The following is a 15,493-nucleotide window of genomic DNA, read 5'->3' on the forward strand; positions in this document are numbered from 1 at the left end:
CCTTCGCGCGGGTCAACACCGTCGACTTGGGCGGATAGTCGCGGGACTTGGTCATGCCGGGGCCGGTGACCCGTCTCGCCACCTTTTGGCGGGGCGTGAAAGGCGACGGGAGGGGCAGAGCCAGGGAATCCGGTCGGTCGACGTGCAGGATCGCGTTCAGATGCCACGCAGCTCGTGCTGGGAAGGGCATCGATGTCCACGCCTTCGGGTGTACCGCCCGGTGTCTTGGGCGTACCGCCCAGGCTCTTGAGGCATTCGGCAGCCGTGAACTTCAGCCGATCCCGAAACGGACAGGGCCAGGTCATGAGACCTGGCCCTGTCGTGAGATCGCGTGTGGTCAAGCGAGGATCAGGAAGTAGGCTGCTCCACCTTGGTCGCCGGGTCTCCGTCCACCGCCGCCGCCAGCTGGGGCACCAGACGGTCGATCACGTACGGCAAGCTGAGCACGGTCACAAACGAGAACGCCACCCCGTAATCGCTGGACTCACCCACGAACACCTCCCGCCCTTCGGACACAACCGACATGTCGCCGTAAAGCTTGTCCTTATGAAGGGTCTCCACATCCTTCACCAGATCAGGCACCGTCCACACCGTCACCTTCTGGTCCAGCAGGTCGGCGCGCTCACGGCTGATGCTCGTCCCGAACGTGTTGCCGATCACCTCGTCCAGATCCGACGGCATCGAGAAGCCGAGCGAAGCCAGCGTCCGTGACCGCGCGTCCTGGCTGCCGTAGACGAAGAACCCCTCGTACGGGGTCGCCACCACGGCCGTCGCCCCCGTGAATTCGGGATGTTCCTGCTTGGCCGACGCGAACTTCGCATCCACCCCTTCGACCAGGGCCTTCGCCTCGGCGTCTTTGCCGAGCGCCTTGCCCGCCAGCAGAGTCTGCTCCTGCCACGGGATGCCGTAGTCGTTGAACTCCTTCGGCTGGGCGACGACCGGGGCGAACTTCGACAGCGTCTCGTACTGCTCCTTGGTGATCCCCGCGTACAGGGCCAGGATCAGGTCAGGCTTCAGAGCGGCGATCTTCTCGACCTGCGGCCCGGTGCCCGTGTCCGTCAGCAGGGTCGGCACGGGCGAACTGCCCAGCTTGTCCTTCGCCCACGGGCCGATCGCCCCGGGGAAGCCGCCGAACCAGTCGGTGGTCCCCACCGGGACCGTGCCCAGCGCCAGCACCGCGTCCTGGTCGGTCAGGCCGACCGTGAACACCCGGGTCGGGGCGGCCGGAATGGTCGTGCTGCCGTACTTGTGCTCGATCGTCACCGGGAAGACATTCGCCGGTGCCGACTCGGCGGGCGCGGACGCCGCGGGCGCGGACGCGGCCGGAGCCGCGGTCTCCTGCCCGGAACCGCACGCGGTGGCGAGGAACAGCAGGGCGGCGGCGACCACGGCTACGGGCCGACCACCCTTCAGGGAGCGAAACATGAGGGGTCCTTCGCAGGTTGGGATTCGTCAGTGATAGCGACGATCAGGTGAATCAGGAAGGTCAGAGGAACTGAGCGATTCGGGAGAGCGGGTGGCATCGGGGGATGTAGCGGTTCCTGGGGAATCAGCGGAGTTCGGGAAGTCTGGATCACTTGTGGTGCGGTGGCCTGTCCAGGTGTTCCAGAGGGCGGCGTAAGGGCCGTCCGTGGTGTGCAGGTCGTTGTGGTGGCCGGTTTGTACGATTCGGCCGTCGTCCATGACGACCACGCGGTCGGTGGTGGCGGCCTGGCTGAGGCGGTGGGCGACGATCAGCGCGGTCCGGCCCTCGATGGCTTGGTCGATGGCCTTTTCGAGGACGCGGGCTCCGGCGCTGCCCGCTTCGGCGGTGGCCTCGTCCAGCACCGCGATCGGCGGATCGGTGAGAATCAGGCGGGCCAGCGCGATCTGCTGGACCTGCGTGGCGGTGAGCCGGTGGCCGCCTTCGCCGACGATCGTGTCCAGGCCTTCGGGCAGCGTCTCCGCCCAGGTCAGCGCGTCCACCCGGGTGAGCGCCTCGCGCAACTCCGCGTCGGTCGCGCCGGGCCGGGCCAAGCGCAGGTCCGCGGCGAGGGATCCGGCGAACACGTGCACGTCCTGGGTGATCATCGCCACCCGCTCGCGCGCGCCGAACCGCACCGAACCGGTCACCGGGACGTGCACGCCCGCGATCAGCCGGGCCAGCGTGGTCTTGCCCGCGCCGCTCGCGCCGACCAGCGCCACCCGTTCCCCCCGCCCGATCGTGAGGTCGATGCCGTGCAGGACCGGCCGCCCCGGCTCGTACGCGTGACCCAGCCCCGCCACCGCGACCGCCTCCTCCGGCGTGGCCGTGGCTTCGGCCGTACGCTCCGGCGGTTCGGGCTGGTCGATGACACCCACTAGGCGGGCCAGGCTCGCGGCCGCGGACTGGGCGTCGTCGATCAGCACAAGGGCGGTGTTGACCGGGCCGAACAGGCCGTGGAAGTAGAGGGCGGCGGCGGTAGCCGTACCGATGGAGGTCATCCCCGAGCGGACCATGAGGAAGCCGGCGACCAGGACGGCGGCCAGGCCGATGTACTCGGCGACGTGCAGGCGGCTGTAGAAGCGCAGCACCAGCCAGACGCCGCGCATGGTCAGGTCGACCGCGCGCCTGGAGCGTTCGGTGACCCGCTCGACGTGCTCGTTCTCCATCCGGAAGGCCCGCACGGTCGCCGCGCCGCCGATGCTCTCCAGCAACTGCTGCTGCTGCGCGCCGCCCGCGATCCGCTGCCGCGCGTAGAGGGGTACGGCGTTGCGCACGTACCACCGCGCCGTGTGCGCCTGGAACGGCACCGCCAGCAGCGCGGCCAGCAGGAACCGCCAGTCCACCACGGCCAGCGCGACCATGGTGAGCACGATCACCAGCACCGACCTGGCCAGCTCCGGCAGCGCGGTCCGCATCGCCTCGGCGACCTGCGCGACGTCGCCGGTGACCCGGGCGGTGAGATCACCGGAACCGGCCTTCTCCACCTGCTCCAGCGGCAGCCGCAGCGCCCGCCCGACGAAACGTTCCCGCAGCCGGGCCAGCGCGGTCTCGCCGAGCCGGGCGATCAGCGACAGCCCGAGCCCGGTCGCGCCGCCCTGGACGACGGCGACGGCGACGAGCAGGATCACCGGAACGGTCAGCGAGTCGAGCGCGCTCCGCGACGCGACCAGGTCCACGATGTGGCCCAGCAGCGGCTGGGTGAGCAGCCCGATCGCGGTGGCCCCGATCATGACGGCGAAGCCGCCGATGGCGAGCCCTCGATGCGGCCGTAGCAGTTCGAGGACCGCCGCCCTGGTTCGCGCGGGGGTGGCCGTGGGCAGCAGTTCACGGTCCACGCCGGAATTCAAGTCGGTCATGCGAGCACCGCCCCGCGGTAGACCGCGTTCCGCCGTACCAGGTCGGCGTGCGGGGCCGCGTCGGCGACGCGGCCGGCGTCCAGGAGCACCACCCGGTCGGTGATCGCCAGCAGGGCGGGGCTGGTGGTGACCACGATCGTGGTACGGCCCTGCCGGATCTCCCGCAGTCCGCCCGCGATCCGCGCTTCGGTCACGGTGTCGACCGCCGTGGTCGGATCGTGCAGCACGAGGACCGCCCGGTCGGCGGCGAGCGCCCGGGCGAGCGCGACCCGCTGGCGTTGGCCGCCCGACAACGATCGCCCGCGCTCGATCACCGGCGCGTCCACGCCGAGCGGCAGGCCCCGCGCGACCTCGTCCACACCCGCGGCGACCAGGACACGTTCGAGCGCGCCGTCGCTGGCGGCCACATTGCTGCGCAGGGTTCCCTCGAACAGGTCGGCGTCATGCTCGGCGACGAGCACCTCCAGCCGGAGATCGGCGGGGTCCACGCCGGTGAGGGGCACGCCGTCGAGTTCGATCACTCCGGCGTCCGGGTCGGTCTGGCGTCCGAGGCAGCGCAGCAGCGTGGTGGCATGGGCTGGATCCGTGGCGACCACGCCAAGAATCTCGCCGGGGGAGACGTGCAGGTCGAGCGTCAACCCATCACAACGAACGCCACGCAAGCGCAGTTCACCGCGCACCGGATGGGGGAGCGCGCCAGGGGAAAGCGCGCCAGCTTCAGGAAGTCCCGCGCTATTTCCGGCGCGCGATTCAGCGCCTTCTCTGGGGGCGACGGCCGGGGGAGTGGTGAGCACGTCGGCGATCCGGGTCGCCGACGCGCGCCCCTGGGCGAGTTCGGCGTTGACCCAGGAGAAGACTTCGAGCGGACCGAGCAGGAACAAGGCGAGTCCGACCGCCGACACCAGCTGGCCCAGGCTGATGTCGCCCTGGAGGGCGAGCCGCCCGCCGATCAGCGCGACCACCGCGATGAAACCGCCGGTCAGCGCGAGAACCATCCCGTACTGCCAGGCCTCCGCACGCGCCGCCCGCAGGGTGGCCACCAGCGATTCCCGGCTGGTCCGCTGATACCGGGCGACGGCCGCCGACTCCGCGCCGATGCCTTTGAGCACCCGCAATCCGGTCACCAGATCGGCGGCGACGCCAGACGCGTGCGCGGCTCGTTCCTGTTCGGCGTCACTGCGGCGTTCCAAAGGTTTGCTCAGGAGATGTCCGGCCAGCAGCAGCAGGGGCGTACCCAAAAGCACCAGCAGGCCGAGCGGCAGCGAGATCCGCAGCAGCACCACCGCGCCCACCAGGACACCGAAAAGCGCGCCGATTCCCATGATCGCGGCCATGTTCACGGCTCCGACCCTTTTCGCGTCCTCGGTCGCGATCGTGGTCAACGCCCCAGGTAAGCGGCCTTGCTCGGCCCCGCCGCGCGGATCGAGCACCCGCCGCACGAGCTCCAGCCGGAGCTCATGGCCCGCCTGCTCGGCGGCGCGTTCTCCGGCCCGCGCGCCGTACCGAAAACTGAAGGAAAGACCGACATACACGGCGGCGAGCGCGGCGAGCCAGCCCAGGAGAGCGGTCAGATCACCCGAAGCGACGGCCTGGTCGATGACGACGCCGATGAGGACGGGAACCGCCACCTCACCGGCCTGATGGCCCGCCCCCAGCAGCGACCCCACGAGAACGTCGCGCCGCTGCCCGCGGACCGCACGCCACAGGACCTCCCGACCCCCACCCACCTAAAATCCTCCGGATCACCCGACTAATTTTAGGTAAGGCTACACTAACTAAGTCTCACCTAACCAGGGCATCCCTTCCCTGCGTTTATGGGCATGCTCACGCCTACTCCCCACCCGGAGCGATCGCCAGCGTACCTCCTCCGACCGGCTGAGATCTCCACATTCATTAGGAAACTTTCCTATTGACAGGGCCAGCCTAGGAGGAGTTATATCCGGGTTAATTTAAGAAGTGAACAACCGGGAGAGACGAACATGCCCCTTCAGCGCCCCCGATTAGCGCGAGTCCTGGCGGCCGGTGCCGTCGCGCTCGCCCTCGTCGCGACCGGTGTCACGCCCGCGTCGGCGGCGACCGGTCAGATCACCGGATACGGCGGCAAATGCGTGGACGTCGCCGCCGCCAACTCGGCCAACGGGACCCAGGTCCAGCTCTACACCTGCAACGGCACCGCCGCCCAATCCTGGACGACCGGCACCGACGGCACCATCCGTGCCCTCGGCAAGTGCCTGGACGTGAACGCCGCGAGCAGCGCCAACGGCACCAAGGTGCAGATCTGGGACTGCAACGGCACCGCCGCCCAGATCTGGACTCCGCAGGGCGACGGCACCCTCCGCGCGCTCGGCAAGTGCCTGGACGCCACCGGCCCGAGCTCGGCCGACGGCACCCCCCTCCAGATCTGGGACTGCTTCGCCAGCGCCAACCAGCGCTGGACGCTGCCCACCGGCACCAACCCGCCCCCGCCGCCCCCACCGGGCAAGATGCCGGGCGCGCCCTACCTCTACATGGGCTGGGGCAGCCCGCCCAACGCCGCGACGGTGATGAGCCAGACCGGCATCCGCTCCTTCACCATGGCGTTCATCCTGTCCGGCGGCGGCTGCGTGCCGCGCTGGGACGGCAGCAGGCCGCTGACCGGCGGCGTCGACCAGTCCACGATCAACTCCATCAAGGCGGCCGGCGGCAGCGTGCAGGTCTCCTTCGGCGGCTGGTCGGGCAACAAGCTCGGCCCCAACTGCGCCACCCCCGCCGCGTACGCCGGAGCCGTGCAGCAGGTCATCAACGCGGTCGGCCCGGCCGTGGTCGACTTCGACATCGAGAACACCGACGAGTTCTCCAACTACACCGTCCAGGACCGCATCCTCAACGGCCTGAAGATCGTCAAGCAGAACAACCCGAACGTGAAGATCGCGGTCACCTTCGGCACCGGCCTCAACGGCCCGACCGGCGACGGCATCCGGCTGATCAACCAGGCGCGGGCGCTGAACGTGCCGATCGACAACTACACGATCATGCCGTTCAACTTCGGCGGGCACGGCAATATGTACCAAGCCACCGTCAACGCCTCCGAGGGCCTGAAGAACGCGCTCAAGTCGGCGTGGGGCTGGACCGACGCGCAGGCGTACGCGCGGATGGGCATCTCCGGCATGAACGGCAGTTCCGACCAGGGCGAGATCACCACGACCGGGGTCTGGACTCAGATTCGGGACTGGGCCAACTCCCACGGGCTGACCCGGTTCGCGTACTGGTCGGTCAACCGGGACCGGCCGTGCTCCGGCGGTCTCAACGACACCTGTAGCGGCACCCCCCAGGCCAACTGGGACTTCACTCGCATCACGGCCGGCTTCTAAGGAGCCCGGATGTCCATCAGGAGCGCCCTGACCGCCCTGGTGCTGGTCGCGGGGTCGCTGGTCGGGCTGTCCAGCCCGGCTCAGGCGGCCCCGCCGACCGGTTTCACCACGGTGGTGAACCGGGGCAGCGGCAAGTGCGTCGACGCCCGCGCGGCGGCGTCCGCCAACGGGACCGCGGTCCAGCAGTACTCGTGCAACGGCTCGACCGCGCAGTCCTGGCAGTTCCAGGCCACCAGCGGCGGCTACTTCCGCGTCAACAGCGCGCTCAACGCCGCCCAGGTCTGGGACGTCACGAACGTCTCCGCCGCCGACAGCGCGCCCATCCAGCTCTGGGCGTACGGCGGGGGCAACAACCAGCAGTGGCAGGCGGTGGAGGAGCCGGGCGGCTCCTACCATTTCGTCAACCGGCTCAGCGGCAAATGCCTCGACGTGCCGGGCGCGGCCACGGGAGACAGCGTGCAGTTCCAGCAGTACACGTGCAACGGCACCGCCGCCCAGTCGTTCACCTTCGGCGGCGGCCCGCCCCCGCCGGGGCCCAACCCGGATCTCGGGCCGAACGTGAGCATCTTCGACCCGTCGATGCCCGCCTCGACCATCCAGAGCCGGTTGAACACCGTGTTCAGCCAGCAGCAGACCAACCAGTTCGGCGGCAACCGGTTCGCGCTGCTGTTCCGGCCGGGGTCGTACAACGTGGATGTGAACGTCGGGTTCTACACCCAGGTGCTCGGGCTGGGGTTGTCGCCGGACAATGTCACGATAAATGGGCCTGTGCATGCTGAGGCTGACTGGTTCCAGGGCAACGCCACGCAGAACTTCTGGCGTGGGGTGGAGAACATGTCGGTCAATCCGCCCGGCGGGAATGATCGGTGGGCGGTTTCGCAGGCGGCGCCGTACCGGCGGATGCATTTGCGCGGGAACCTGCAACTGGACGACGGCGGCTGGTCGAGCGGCGGCCTGTTCGCGGACACCAAGATCGACGGTCAGGTGCGGTCGGGGTCGCAGCAGCAGTGGCTGACGCGGAACACCGAGATGGGCAGCTGGACGGGTTCCAACTGGAACATGGTGTTCGTGGGCGCGACGAACGCTCCGAGCGGGAACTTCCCGAATCCGCCGTATACGCGGGTGGCCACCACGCCGGTGGTCCGGGAGAAGCCGTTCCTCTACATCGACCAGGCGGGCGCCTACCAGGTGTTCGTCCCGGCGTTGCGGACCAACTCGACTGGCACCAGCTGGAGCGGCGGGAACCCGGCGGGCAGCTCGCTGCCGATCAGCCAGTTCTTCGTCGTCAAGCCGGGGCACACGGCGGCCAACATCAACGCCGCGCTGGCCGCGGGCCAGGACCTGCTGGTCACCCCGGGCGTTTACCACCTCAATGACACGATCAGGGTGACCCGGGCCAACACCGTGGTGCTCGGGCTGGGTCTGGCCACGTTCATCCCCGACAACGGCGTCACCGCGATGACCGTCGCCGACGTGGACGGGGTCAAGGTCGCCGGAATCCTGTTCGACGCGGGCACGACCAACTCGCCGATGCTCATGCAGGTCGGACCGGCCGGATCCGCCGCCTCGCACGCGGCGAACCCGACCTCGCTGCACGACGTGTACTTCCGGGTCGGCGGCGCGGCGGTCGGCAAGGCCACCCAGAGCCTGGTCGTCAACAGCCACAACGTGATCGGCGACCACACCTGGATCTGGCGCGGCGACCACGGCAGCGGCATCGGATGGAACTCCAACACGGCCGCGAACGGGCTGACCGTGAACGGCAACGACGTCACGATGTACGGCCTGTTCGTCGAGCACTACCAGCAGTACCAGACGGTGTGGAACGGGAACGGCGGGCGGACGTACTTCTACCAGAACGAGATGCCGTACGACCCGCCGAACCAGGCGGCCTGGATGAACGGGAGCACGCAGGGCTACGCCGCCTACAAGGTGGCCAACACGGTCACCACGCACGAAGCGTGGGGTCTGGGGAGCTACTGCTACTTCAACGTCAATCCCGGCGTCATCGCGGCGCGCGCCTTCGAAGTGCCGAACACACCCGGCGTACGGTTCCACAACATGGTGACCGTGTCGCTCGGCGGGGTCGGGACGATCCGGAACATCATCAACACGACCGGTGGACCCTCGAATTCATCCACCAACGTCGCGAACCTGGTCAACTACCCCTGACCGGGGCTTGATCCCACCCTGCCCGCCACCCGGGAAACCCTCGGGCGGCGGGCAGGGTGCGCTCCACCCACCACCCCAGTTCGTCCCCATTTTTCACTGGACGATTCACCCGGAAACGCCCCTGTTAGGCATCGCGGCCGAAGGCGGCGAGCAGCCGGGTCTGCTGGTCGGCGTCGCCGGACACGCCCACGCGGGGCGCGATCAGCCCGGCGGCCCGGTAGGCGTCCTCCTCGTCGGTGAACCAGGACGCGCAGGCGGCCACCAGTTCCGGGTCGAGCCTCTCGTCGCCGCCGGTGGCTTTGGCCAGGTCCCAGCTGTGGACGAGGATGTCGGCGAACAGCTGTGTCGCGTACTCGGAGCCGGGGACGTCGCCGAAGGACAGGTGCACGGTGCGCTCCATCGCGCCCGGCTCGTGCACGGCCATGATGGCCTCCTCGGCGGACGCGTCGAAGGACTTGACCGGATCCGGGCCGAGCAGGTCGCCGGCGAAGGAGTCGCCCATGTCGGCGATGGTCTGCCCGGCCATCAGCGGGGCCGTCCACATGTTCTCGCCGGCGATGTGGTTGACGAGCATGCGCACGTTCCAGTCGGAGCAGGGCGTGCTGAGGCCCCACTGGTCCTCGCCGACGGCGTGAACACGCTCTCCGAAGCCTTCCATGGCACGCTGATGGAGTTCTGGAATATCCATGTTTGTCCCCTCCCCGGACGTTTCTCGGAAAACCTCGTGATTGCTACATACCTGGACAAACCTCCGGAAGATCCCCGCAGTGGGCTTCCGGCTCATCGTGGTGGTGGCTTTGCGGCTTTTGGGAAGCTTGGGGTTTGTGTGATCGCGGTACGTGGTTGTGGCCTGAGGGTTGGGTTCCTGCGCTTGCGCTCGCGCACTTTGAGTGCGAGGGTCGTCACTGCGAGTACAGGTAAACTCGTGGTCCGGGGTTGGTAATCCGGAGTTCAGACTGGGGGGTCGCAACGATGCAGGCATTCACGCTGCCCGACTTCTACGTGCCGTATCCGGCCAGGCTCAACACGCATGTGGAACGTTCCCGCGCGCACAGCATGGCCTGGGCCAAGGAGATGGGCATGCTGGACGCGCCCAAACCCGGGGGCGGGCTGGTCTGGGACGAGACCGCGCTGGCCAGGATGGACTACGCGCTCATGTGCGGCTACACCCATCCCGACTGCGACGGGCCCACCCTGGACCTGATCACCGACTGGTATGTGTGGGTGTTCTTCTTCGACGACCACTTCCTGGAGGAGTTCAAGCACTCCCGCGACCTGGAGGGGGCGCAGGCGTACCTCGATCGGCTGGAACTGTTCATGTCCGACTCGCCGCCGGAGGCGAACAATCCCGCCGAAGCCGGGCTGAAGGATCTGTGGGAGCGGACCGTCCCGGCCATGTCGGAGGGCTGGCGGCGGCGGTTCATCACCAGCACCCGCAACCTGATGGCCGAATCGATGTGGGAACTGGAGAACATCGACCGCGGGCGGATCGCCAACCCCATCGAGTATGTGCAGATGCGCCGCCGCGTCGGCGGTGCGCCTTGGTCCGCCAACTTGGTGGAGTACGTCTCCGCCGAGCTTCCCGACGCCCTCGCCGGAGAACGGCCGATCACCGTGCTGAGCGACACGTTCTCCGACGCCGTGCACCTGCGTAACGACCTGTTCTCCTACCAGCGTGAGGTCGAGGAGGAGGGGGAGAACTCCAACGCGGTGCTGGTGTTCGAACGGTTCTTCGGCGTGCCCACGCAGGAGGCGGCCGAGCTCGTCAACGATCTGCTCACCTCCCGGTTGCAGCAGTTCGAGAACACCGCGCTCACCGAGGTGCCCGGGTTGCTGGCCGGCCACGGTGCCCCGCCGCACGAGCAGGCCGCCGTCGCCGCGTATGTGAAGGGCCTACAGGACTGGCAGTCCGGCGGTCACGAGTGGCACGTGCGATCCAGCCGGTACATGAACGAGGGAGCGGTTCCCGAAGGGCTGCCGCTCGGCCCGAGCGGGCTGGGCACCGGAAGCCTGCGGCAGCTGGTTGCGACCGGGAAGCAGGGCCTGCGCGGTTGGGCGAAGCAGCACTCGCATGTGCCGTTCCAGCCGGTCGGGCACCTTCCGCTGCCCGGCTTCCACATGCCCTACCCGGTCAGGATGAGCCCGCATCTGGAGACGGCCCGCCGGCATGGGGTCGGGTGGGCTCGGGAGATGGGTTTCTTCGACTCGGTCCCCGGGGTGGAGATCGGCGGGCTGTGGGATGAGCGGCGCTTCCGCGGGTTCGATTTCGCGCACTGCGCCGCGATGATCAACGCGGGCGGGAACTCCGAACAGGTCGACCTGTCCGCCGACTGGCTGGCCTGGGGGACGTATGGCGACGACTTCTACCCGGCCGTGTTCGGAGCGAGCCGTGACCTGCTCGCGGCGCGGCTCTGCACTGAACGCCTGATCCAGTTCATGCCCCTCGACGATGACCAGCCCGTTCTGCTTCCCGGTAATCCGCTCGAACGTGGCCTCCATGATCTCTGGCGGCGTACGGCCGAGCCGATGACTCGCCAGGGTCGTCAGCTGTTCCGTGTCGGCGTGGAGAAGATGCTCGCGGCCTGGGAGTGGGAGCTGGCCAACCAGGCCCAGAACCGCATCCCCGATCCGATCGACTACGTCGAGATGCGCCGCAGCACCTTCGGCTCCGAGATGACCAGCGCCCTCGCCAGAATGAGCAGCATGGACGTGGTTCCGCAGCAGATCTATCAGCACCGGGTCCTCCGCGAGCTGGAGACTGCCGCTCTGGACTACGCCGCCTTCACCAACGACCTGTTCTCCTATCAGAAGGAGATCGAATACGAGGGGGAGGCGCACAACCTGGTCCTGGTCGTCGAGAAGTTCCTCGACGTGGATCGCCTCACCGCCCGCGACGTCGTGGCCGATCTGATGACCGCCCGGATGCGCCAGTTCGAGCACCTGGCCGACCACGAACTCCCCGCCCTGCTGGCCGCCCGCCCCGACCTGACACCCGAGGCCCAAACCGCCCTCACCCGGCAGGCCGACGATCTCAAGGAGTGGATGTCAGGCATCCTCGAATGGCACCTACGCTGCGCCCGCTACACCGAAGCCGAACTCAAACGAGTCCACGAGAACCCCGACCGCCGCGCCACCCCAGACCATCTCCCCACCGGATTGGGCACGTCGGCCCTACGCGCCCACCTCCCGGCAAGCGTGTCCAGGTGATTTCTCCCGAAGGGCATCGCCGGGGCCATGACCGTTGGGGGTCGTCGGGTCGCTCGCCGTTATAGCGAGTCTACGAGAAGCCCGACCGCCGCGCTCCAGACCATCTGCCCACCGGATTGGGCACGTCGGCTCTACGTGCCCATCTTCCGGCAAGCGTGTCCAGGTGATTTCTCCTGAAGGGCATCGCCGGGCCATGACCGTTGGAGGTCGCCGGGTCGCTCGCCGTTATTCGGCGCCGTTCACGCCGGTGATGGTGCTCGCCGTACCGGCGCCAAGAGGGCGGGTCGGCGTCCTTTGGTTGGTGGTTAGGGCCCGCAAAGAATTAACTTGCGTGCTCATCCAGGGTTCGTCGGCTGGGCGAGCCCGGGAGCTGAGCGCGACCGTGGAGGCGCTGCGCGACGACGAGACGACGCCGCCGGGTGGCCTCGACCACGTTGAGGTCAGTGGCTTGAGGATCTATGAGTTATTGCTCTGCGGGCCCTTAAAGTCAAGAGCTTGTCTGGCCGCCTCCGGGATGGCTTCCTGGAACTCAGGAGTCGGTGGCGTTCTCTTGGGTGTTCTCCGCGAGATTCGGTGATCAACTTTTGGTGCTGGCCGTGGGACGAGGGATGGTGGGCATAATTGCCCGTTATGCGTTGGATCATCTTTGACTTCGCCGGAGTAGTAGGGCGGCATCAGCCGCAGTCGGCTCGGGACGGCATGGTCGCCGTCGCCGGAGTCGAGTCCGACCGCTTCTGGGTGGCCTATTGGGAACATCGTGACCCCTACGACCGAGGGTTGATGACCGCGGGGGACTTCTGGTCGGCCGTGGAGAAGACCCTCGAAGCCGACTTCACCGCAGAGGCGACCGGTGAGCTGGTCCGGCTCGACATCACCAGTTGGCTGAATCCGGATATGGCGACCGTCGAGCTGATCGCTGATCTGAAGAGCCAGGGCTTGGGCGTGGCCCTGCTGTCCAACGCTCCCCACGAACTGGCCGACGCCCTCGACGACGTGCCCTGGATGGCCGACCTGGAGCACCGCTTCTTCAGCAGCAGGATGGCCATCTCCAAGCCCAGCCCGGAGATCTACACGGCCGTCCTGTCTGCCCTCGACGCCCGGCCCGCAGAGTGTGTCTTCATCGACGACCGCCCGCCCAACGTGACCGCTGCCGAGACGGTGGGAATGCACGCGCTCCTGTTCGCCGACGCCGATCGCCTGCGCGCCGATCTCGACGACCTCCTGCGCGGAATCTGACCGAGGAACACGATCCGGGCCGATCGCCGGAGAACCCGCGCGGGGAGAAGATTCGACCGGCGGGCACGTCCATATGCCAGGGCCCGCCGGGAGAAGGGCCGATCAGATGGTACGTCTATATGCCAGGGCCCGTCGGGAGAAGATCCGACCGGCTGGTACGTCCATATGTCAGGACAAACTATTGACTCCTTTCCGGAAATTGAACTAGAACTGGAAGCCCCGGACAAGGAGTTTCGTCATGCGTGTGGGATTGCTGGGTCTTGGCAGGATCGGTGCGTTTCATGCGGGAACGCTGGCCGGGCTCGTCGAAGACCTGGTCGTCCACGATGAGAACGGGGAACTGGCCGACCGTATTGCCATCGCGTTGAACGCGAGGACGGGAGATCCGTTCGACGCCGACGCGGTGGTGATCGCGACGCCTACCGGGTCGCACGCGGAGTTGCTGATCGAGGCGTGCGCCCGGGGGGTTCCGGCGTTCTGCGAGAAACCGGCCGCGCCGGATGTGCCAGAGACGTTGAAGGTCCGGGAGGCCGTGCAGCGCAGCGGTGTGCTGGTGCATATCGGGTTTCAGCGGCGCTTCGACGCCGGATATCAGGCGGCGCGGGAGGCGTTGCTCAAGGGGGAGCTGGGGCGGCTGGATCGGGTTCACATGATCACCGGGGATCCGGCTCCGCCTCCGGCCGCGTACATCGCGAAGTCTGGGGGGATATTCCGGGATTGTCATATCCATGACTTCGACGCTCTGCGCTGGGTCACCGGGCGTGAGGTCGAGACCGTCTACGCGACCGGGTCGAATCGGGGCGAGTCCTTCTTCGTAGAGTTCGGTGACGTCGATAACAGCGCGGCCGTGCTCACGCTGGACGACGGCACGCTCGCCACCCTGCAGGGTTCCCGGTACAACGGCGGCGGGTACGACGTCCGGATGGAACTCGCCGGAACGATCGCGACCCGAGCCGTCGGCCTTGACCCCCGAGTGCCGCTGACCAGCACCGAAGGGCTGCAACCGCCGGGGGATCCGTGGCCGGGATTCCAGAGCAGGTTCGAGGCCGCGTACCGGGCGGAGCTGATCGCCTTCCTGGCGGCGGTGCAGGAAACGGGGGAAAGCCCCTGCTCGGTGGATGACGCACTGGCCGCGCTGTACATCGCCGAAGCAGCCGATCTCTCCAGAAACCATGACCGCCCGGTCCGCCTGTCCGAGGTGGTCATATGAAGATCGCGGCCGCGCCGATTTCCTGGGGTGTTTGCGAGGTCCCCGGGTGGGGTCACCAGCTTGACCCCGATCGGGTGCTCGCCGAGATGCGCGCCCTTGGTCTCGCCGCCACCGAACTTGGCCCCGACGGCTTCCTATCACCCGATATCCTGAAAAATCACGATATGAGGGCTATTGGGGGGTTCGTCCCTGTGGTTTTGCATCAACCCGGGCATGACCCTCTCCCGGGGCTGAAGGATCTCATCGAGAGCTTCGCGGAGGAGACGGTCGTGGTCCTCGCCGCTGTCACCGGCGCGGACGGGTACGACACCAGACCCACCCTCGACGCCGATGGCTGGCGTACCTTGCTCGGCAACCTGGACCGGATCACCGCCGAACTCCCGCGCCAGGTCACCCTGCACCCGCACGTCGGCACGATGGTGGAAAACGCCGCCGAAGTCCGCCGCGTCCTCGACGGGTGCGGCATCAAACTCTGCCTCGACACCGGCCACCTCCTCATCGGCGGCACCGACCCCCTGGACCTGGCCCTCCGCGAACCCCACCGAATCGCCCACGCCCACCTCAAAGACGTGAACGCCACCCTCGCCGCCCAGGTCCAAACAGGCGCCCTCAGCTACACCGAAGCCGTAAAAATCGGGATATATCGCCCACTAGGCGAGGGCGACGTAGACATCGCCGGCATCATCGCCAGCCTCACCAAATCCTCCTACGACGGCTGGTACGTCATGGAACAGGACGTCATCCTCACCACCACCCCACCCCCAGGCGAAGGCCCAATCACCAACGTCCGCACCAGCCTCGACTACCTCCAAGCCCTGTCATGACCGACATATCCGCCATCACCCGGGTCGCTACGGACGCTCTCCAGCCTTGGGCACCGAGGCCGTCATCGTCCGCACAGCTTCCACTGCCTGCGGGCCCTGCCATGACCGACATATCCGCCATCGGCCGCGTTGGTGTGGACGCGCCTCCAGCCTTGCGCGCCGCAGCTGTCATC

The 15,493-nt window shown here is 67.9% G+C and carries 10 protein-coding genes; 6 read left to right on the forward strand and 4 right to left on the reverse strand.

Features of this window, described 5'->3' with window-relative positions:
- Positions 1-348: 348 nt before the first annotated feature.
- The 3 genes from Amac_RS31280 to Amac_RS31290 are packed head-to-tail and all read right to left on the reverse strand — an operon-like array spanning position 349 to position 5,048.
- On the reverse strand, positions 349-1,425 hold the full coding sequence (locus tag Amac_RS31280; RefSeq protein WP_155358019.1) for an iron-siderophore ABC transporter substrate-binding protein: 1,077 nt from the start codon (positions 1,423-1,425) through the stop codon (positions 349-351).
- A 27-nt stretch (positions 1,426-1,452) separates the two neighbouring features.
- Positions 1,453-3,321: an ABC transporter ATP-binding protein gene (locus tag Amac_RS31285; RefSeq protein WP_155358020.1), complete on the reverse strand. Its 1,869-nt coding sequence runs from the start codon at positions 3,319-3,321 to the stop codon at positions 1,453-1,455.
- A complete protein-coding gene (locus Amac_RS31290) occupies positions 3,318-5,048 on the reverse strand; it encodes an ABC transporter ATP-binding protein (RefSeq protein ID WP_155358021.1) in 1,731 nt (576 codons plus the stop codon). Before Amac_RS31290 ends, Amac_RS31285 begins: the two co-directional genes overlap by 4 nt.
- A 252-nt stretch (positions 5,049-5,300) precedes the next feature.
- Between Amac_RS31290 and Amac_RS56540 the strand changes: the two genes are divergently transcribed.
- Entirely contained in the window at positions 5,301-6,671 is a 1,371-nt protein-coding gene (locus Amac_RS56540; protein ID WP_155358022.1) for a chitinase, read from the forward strand.
- Positions 6,672-6,680: 9 nt separating this feature from the next.
- The gene (locus tag Amac_RS31300) at positions 6,681-8,843 is read left to right on the forward strand and encodes an RICIN domain-containing protein (protein WP_155358023.1); all 2,163 of its coding nucleotides are present in this window, start codon (positions 6,681-6,683) and stop codon (positions 8,841-8,843) included.
- A gap of 124 nt (positions 8,844-8,967) precedes the next feature.
- Here Amac_RS31300 and Amac_RS31305 read toward each other — a convergent pair whose 3' ends face one another.
- Entirely contained in the window at positions 8,968-9,501 is a 534-nt protein-coding gene (locus Amac_RS31305; protein WP_246268830.1) for a TIGR03086 family metal-binding protein, read from the reverse strand.
- A gap of 314 nt (positions 9,502-9,815) precedes the next feature.
- On the opposite strand from Amac_RS31305, the gene Amac_RS31310 reads away from it, so the two are divergent.
- The 4 genes from Amac_RS31310 (at position 9,816) to Amac_RS31325 (ending at position 15,320) form a co-directional block, all read left to right on the forward strand.
- Positions 9,816-12,050 (forward strand): terpene synthase family protein, encoded by a 2,235-nt coding sequence (locus Amac_RS31310; RefSeq protein ID WP_155358025.1) that lies wholly within the window; start codon positions 9,816-9,818, stop codon positions 12,048-12,050.
- Between the two features lie 630 nt (positions 12,051-12,680).
- Positions 12,681-13,286 carry an HAD family hydrolase gene (locus Amac_RS31315; protein ID WP_155358026.1) on the forward strand — a complete coding sequence of 202 codons (606 nt, stop codon included), beginning with the start codon at positions 12,681-12,683 and terminating at the stop codon, positions 13,284-13,286.
- 238 nt (positions 13,287-13,524) lie between these two features.
- Positions 13,525-14,496: a Gfo/Idh/MocA family protein gene (locus Amac_RS31320; protein WP_155358027.1), complete on the forward strand. Its 972-nt coding sequence runs from the start codon at positions 13,525-13,527 to the stop codon at positions 14,494-14,496.
- 191 nt (positions 14,497-14,687) lie between these two features.
- Entirely contained in the window at positions 14,688-15,320 is a 633-nt protein-coding gene (locus Amac_RS31325) for a sugar phosphate isomerase/epimerase family protein (protein WP_246268832.1), read from the forward strand.
- The last annotated feature ends 173 nt before the right edge of the window (positions 15,321-15,493 follow it).

Source organism: Acrocarpospora macrocephala, assembly GCF_009687865.1.
Lineage (GTDB): Bacteria > Actinomycetota > Actinomycetes > Streptosporangiales > Streptosporangiaceae > Acrocarpospora > Acrocarpospora macrocephala.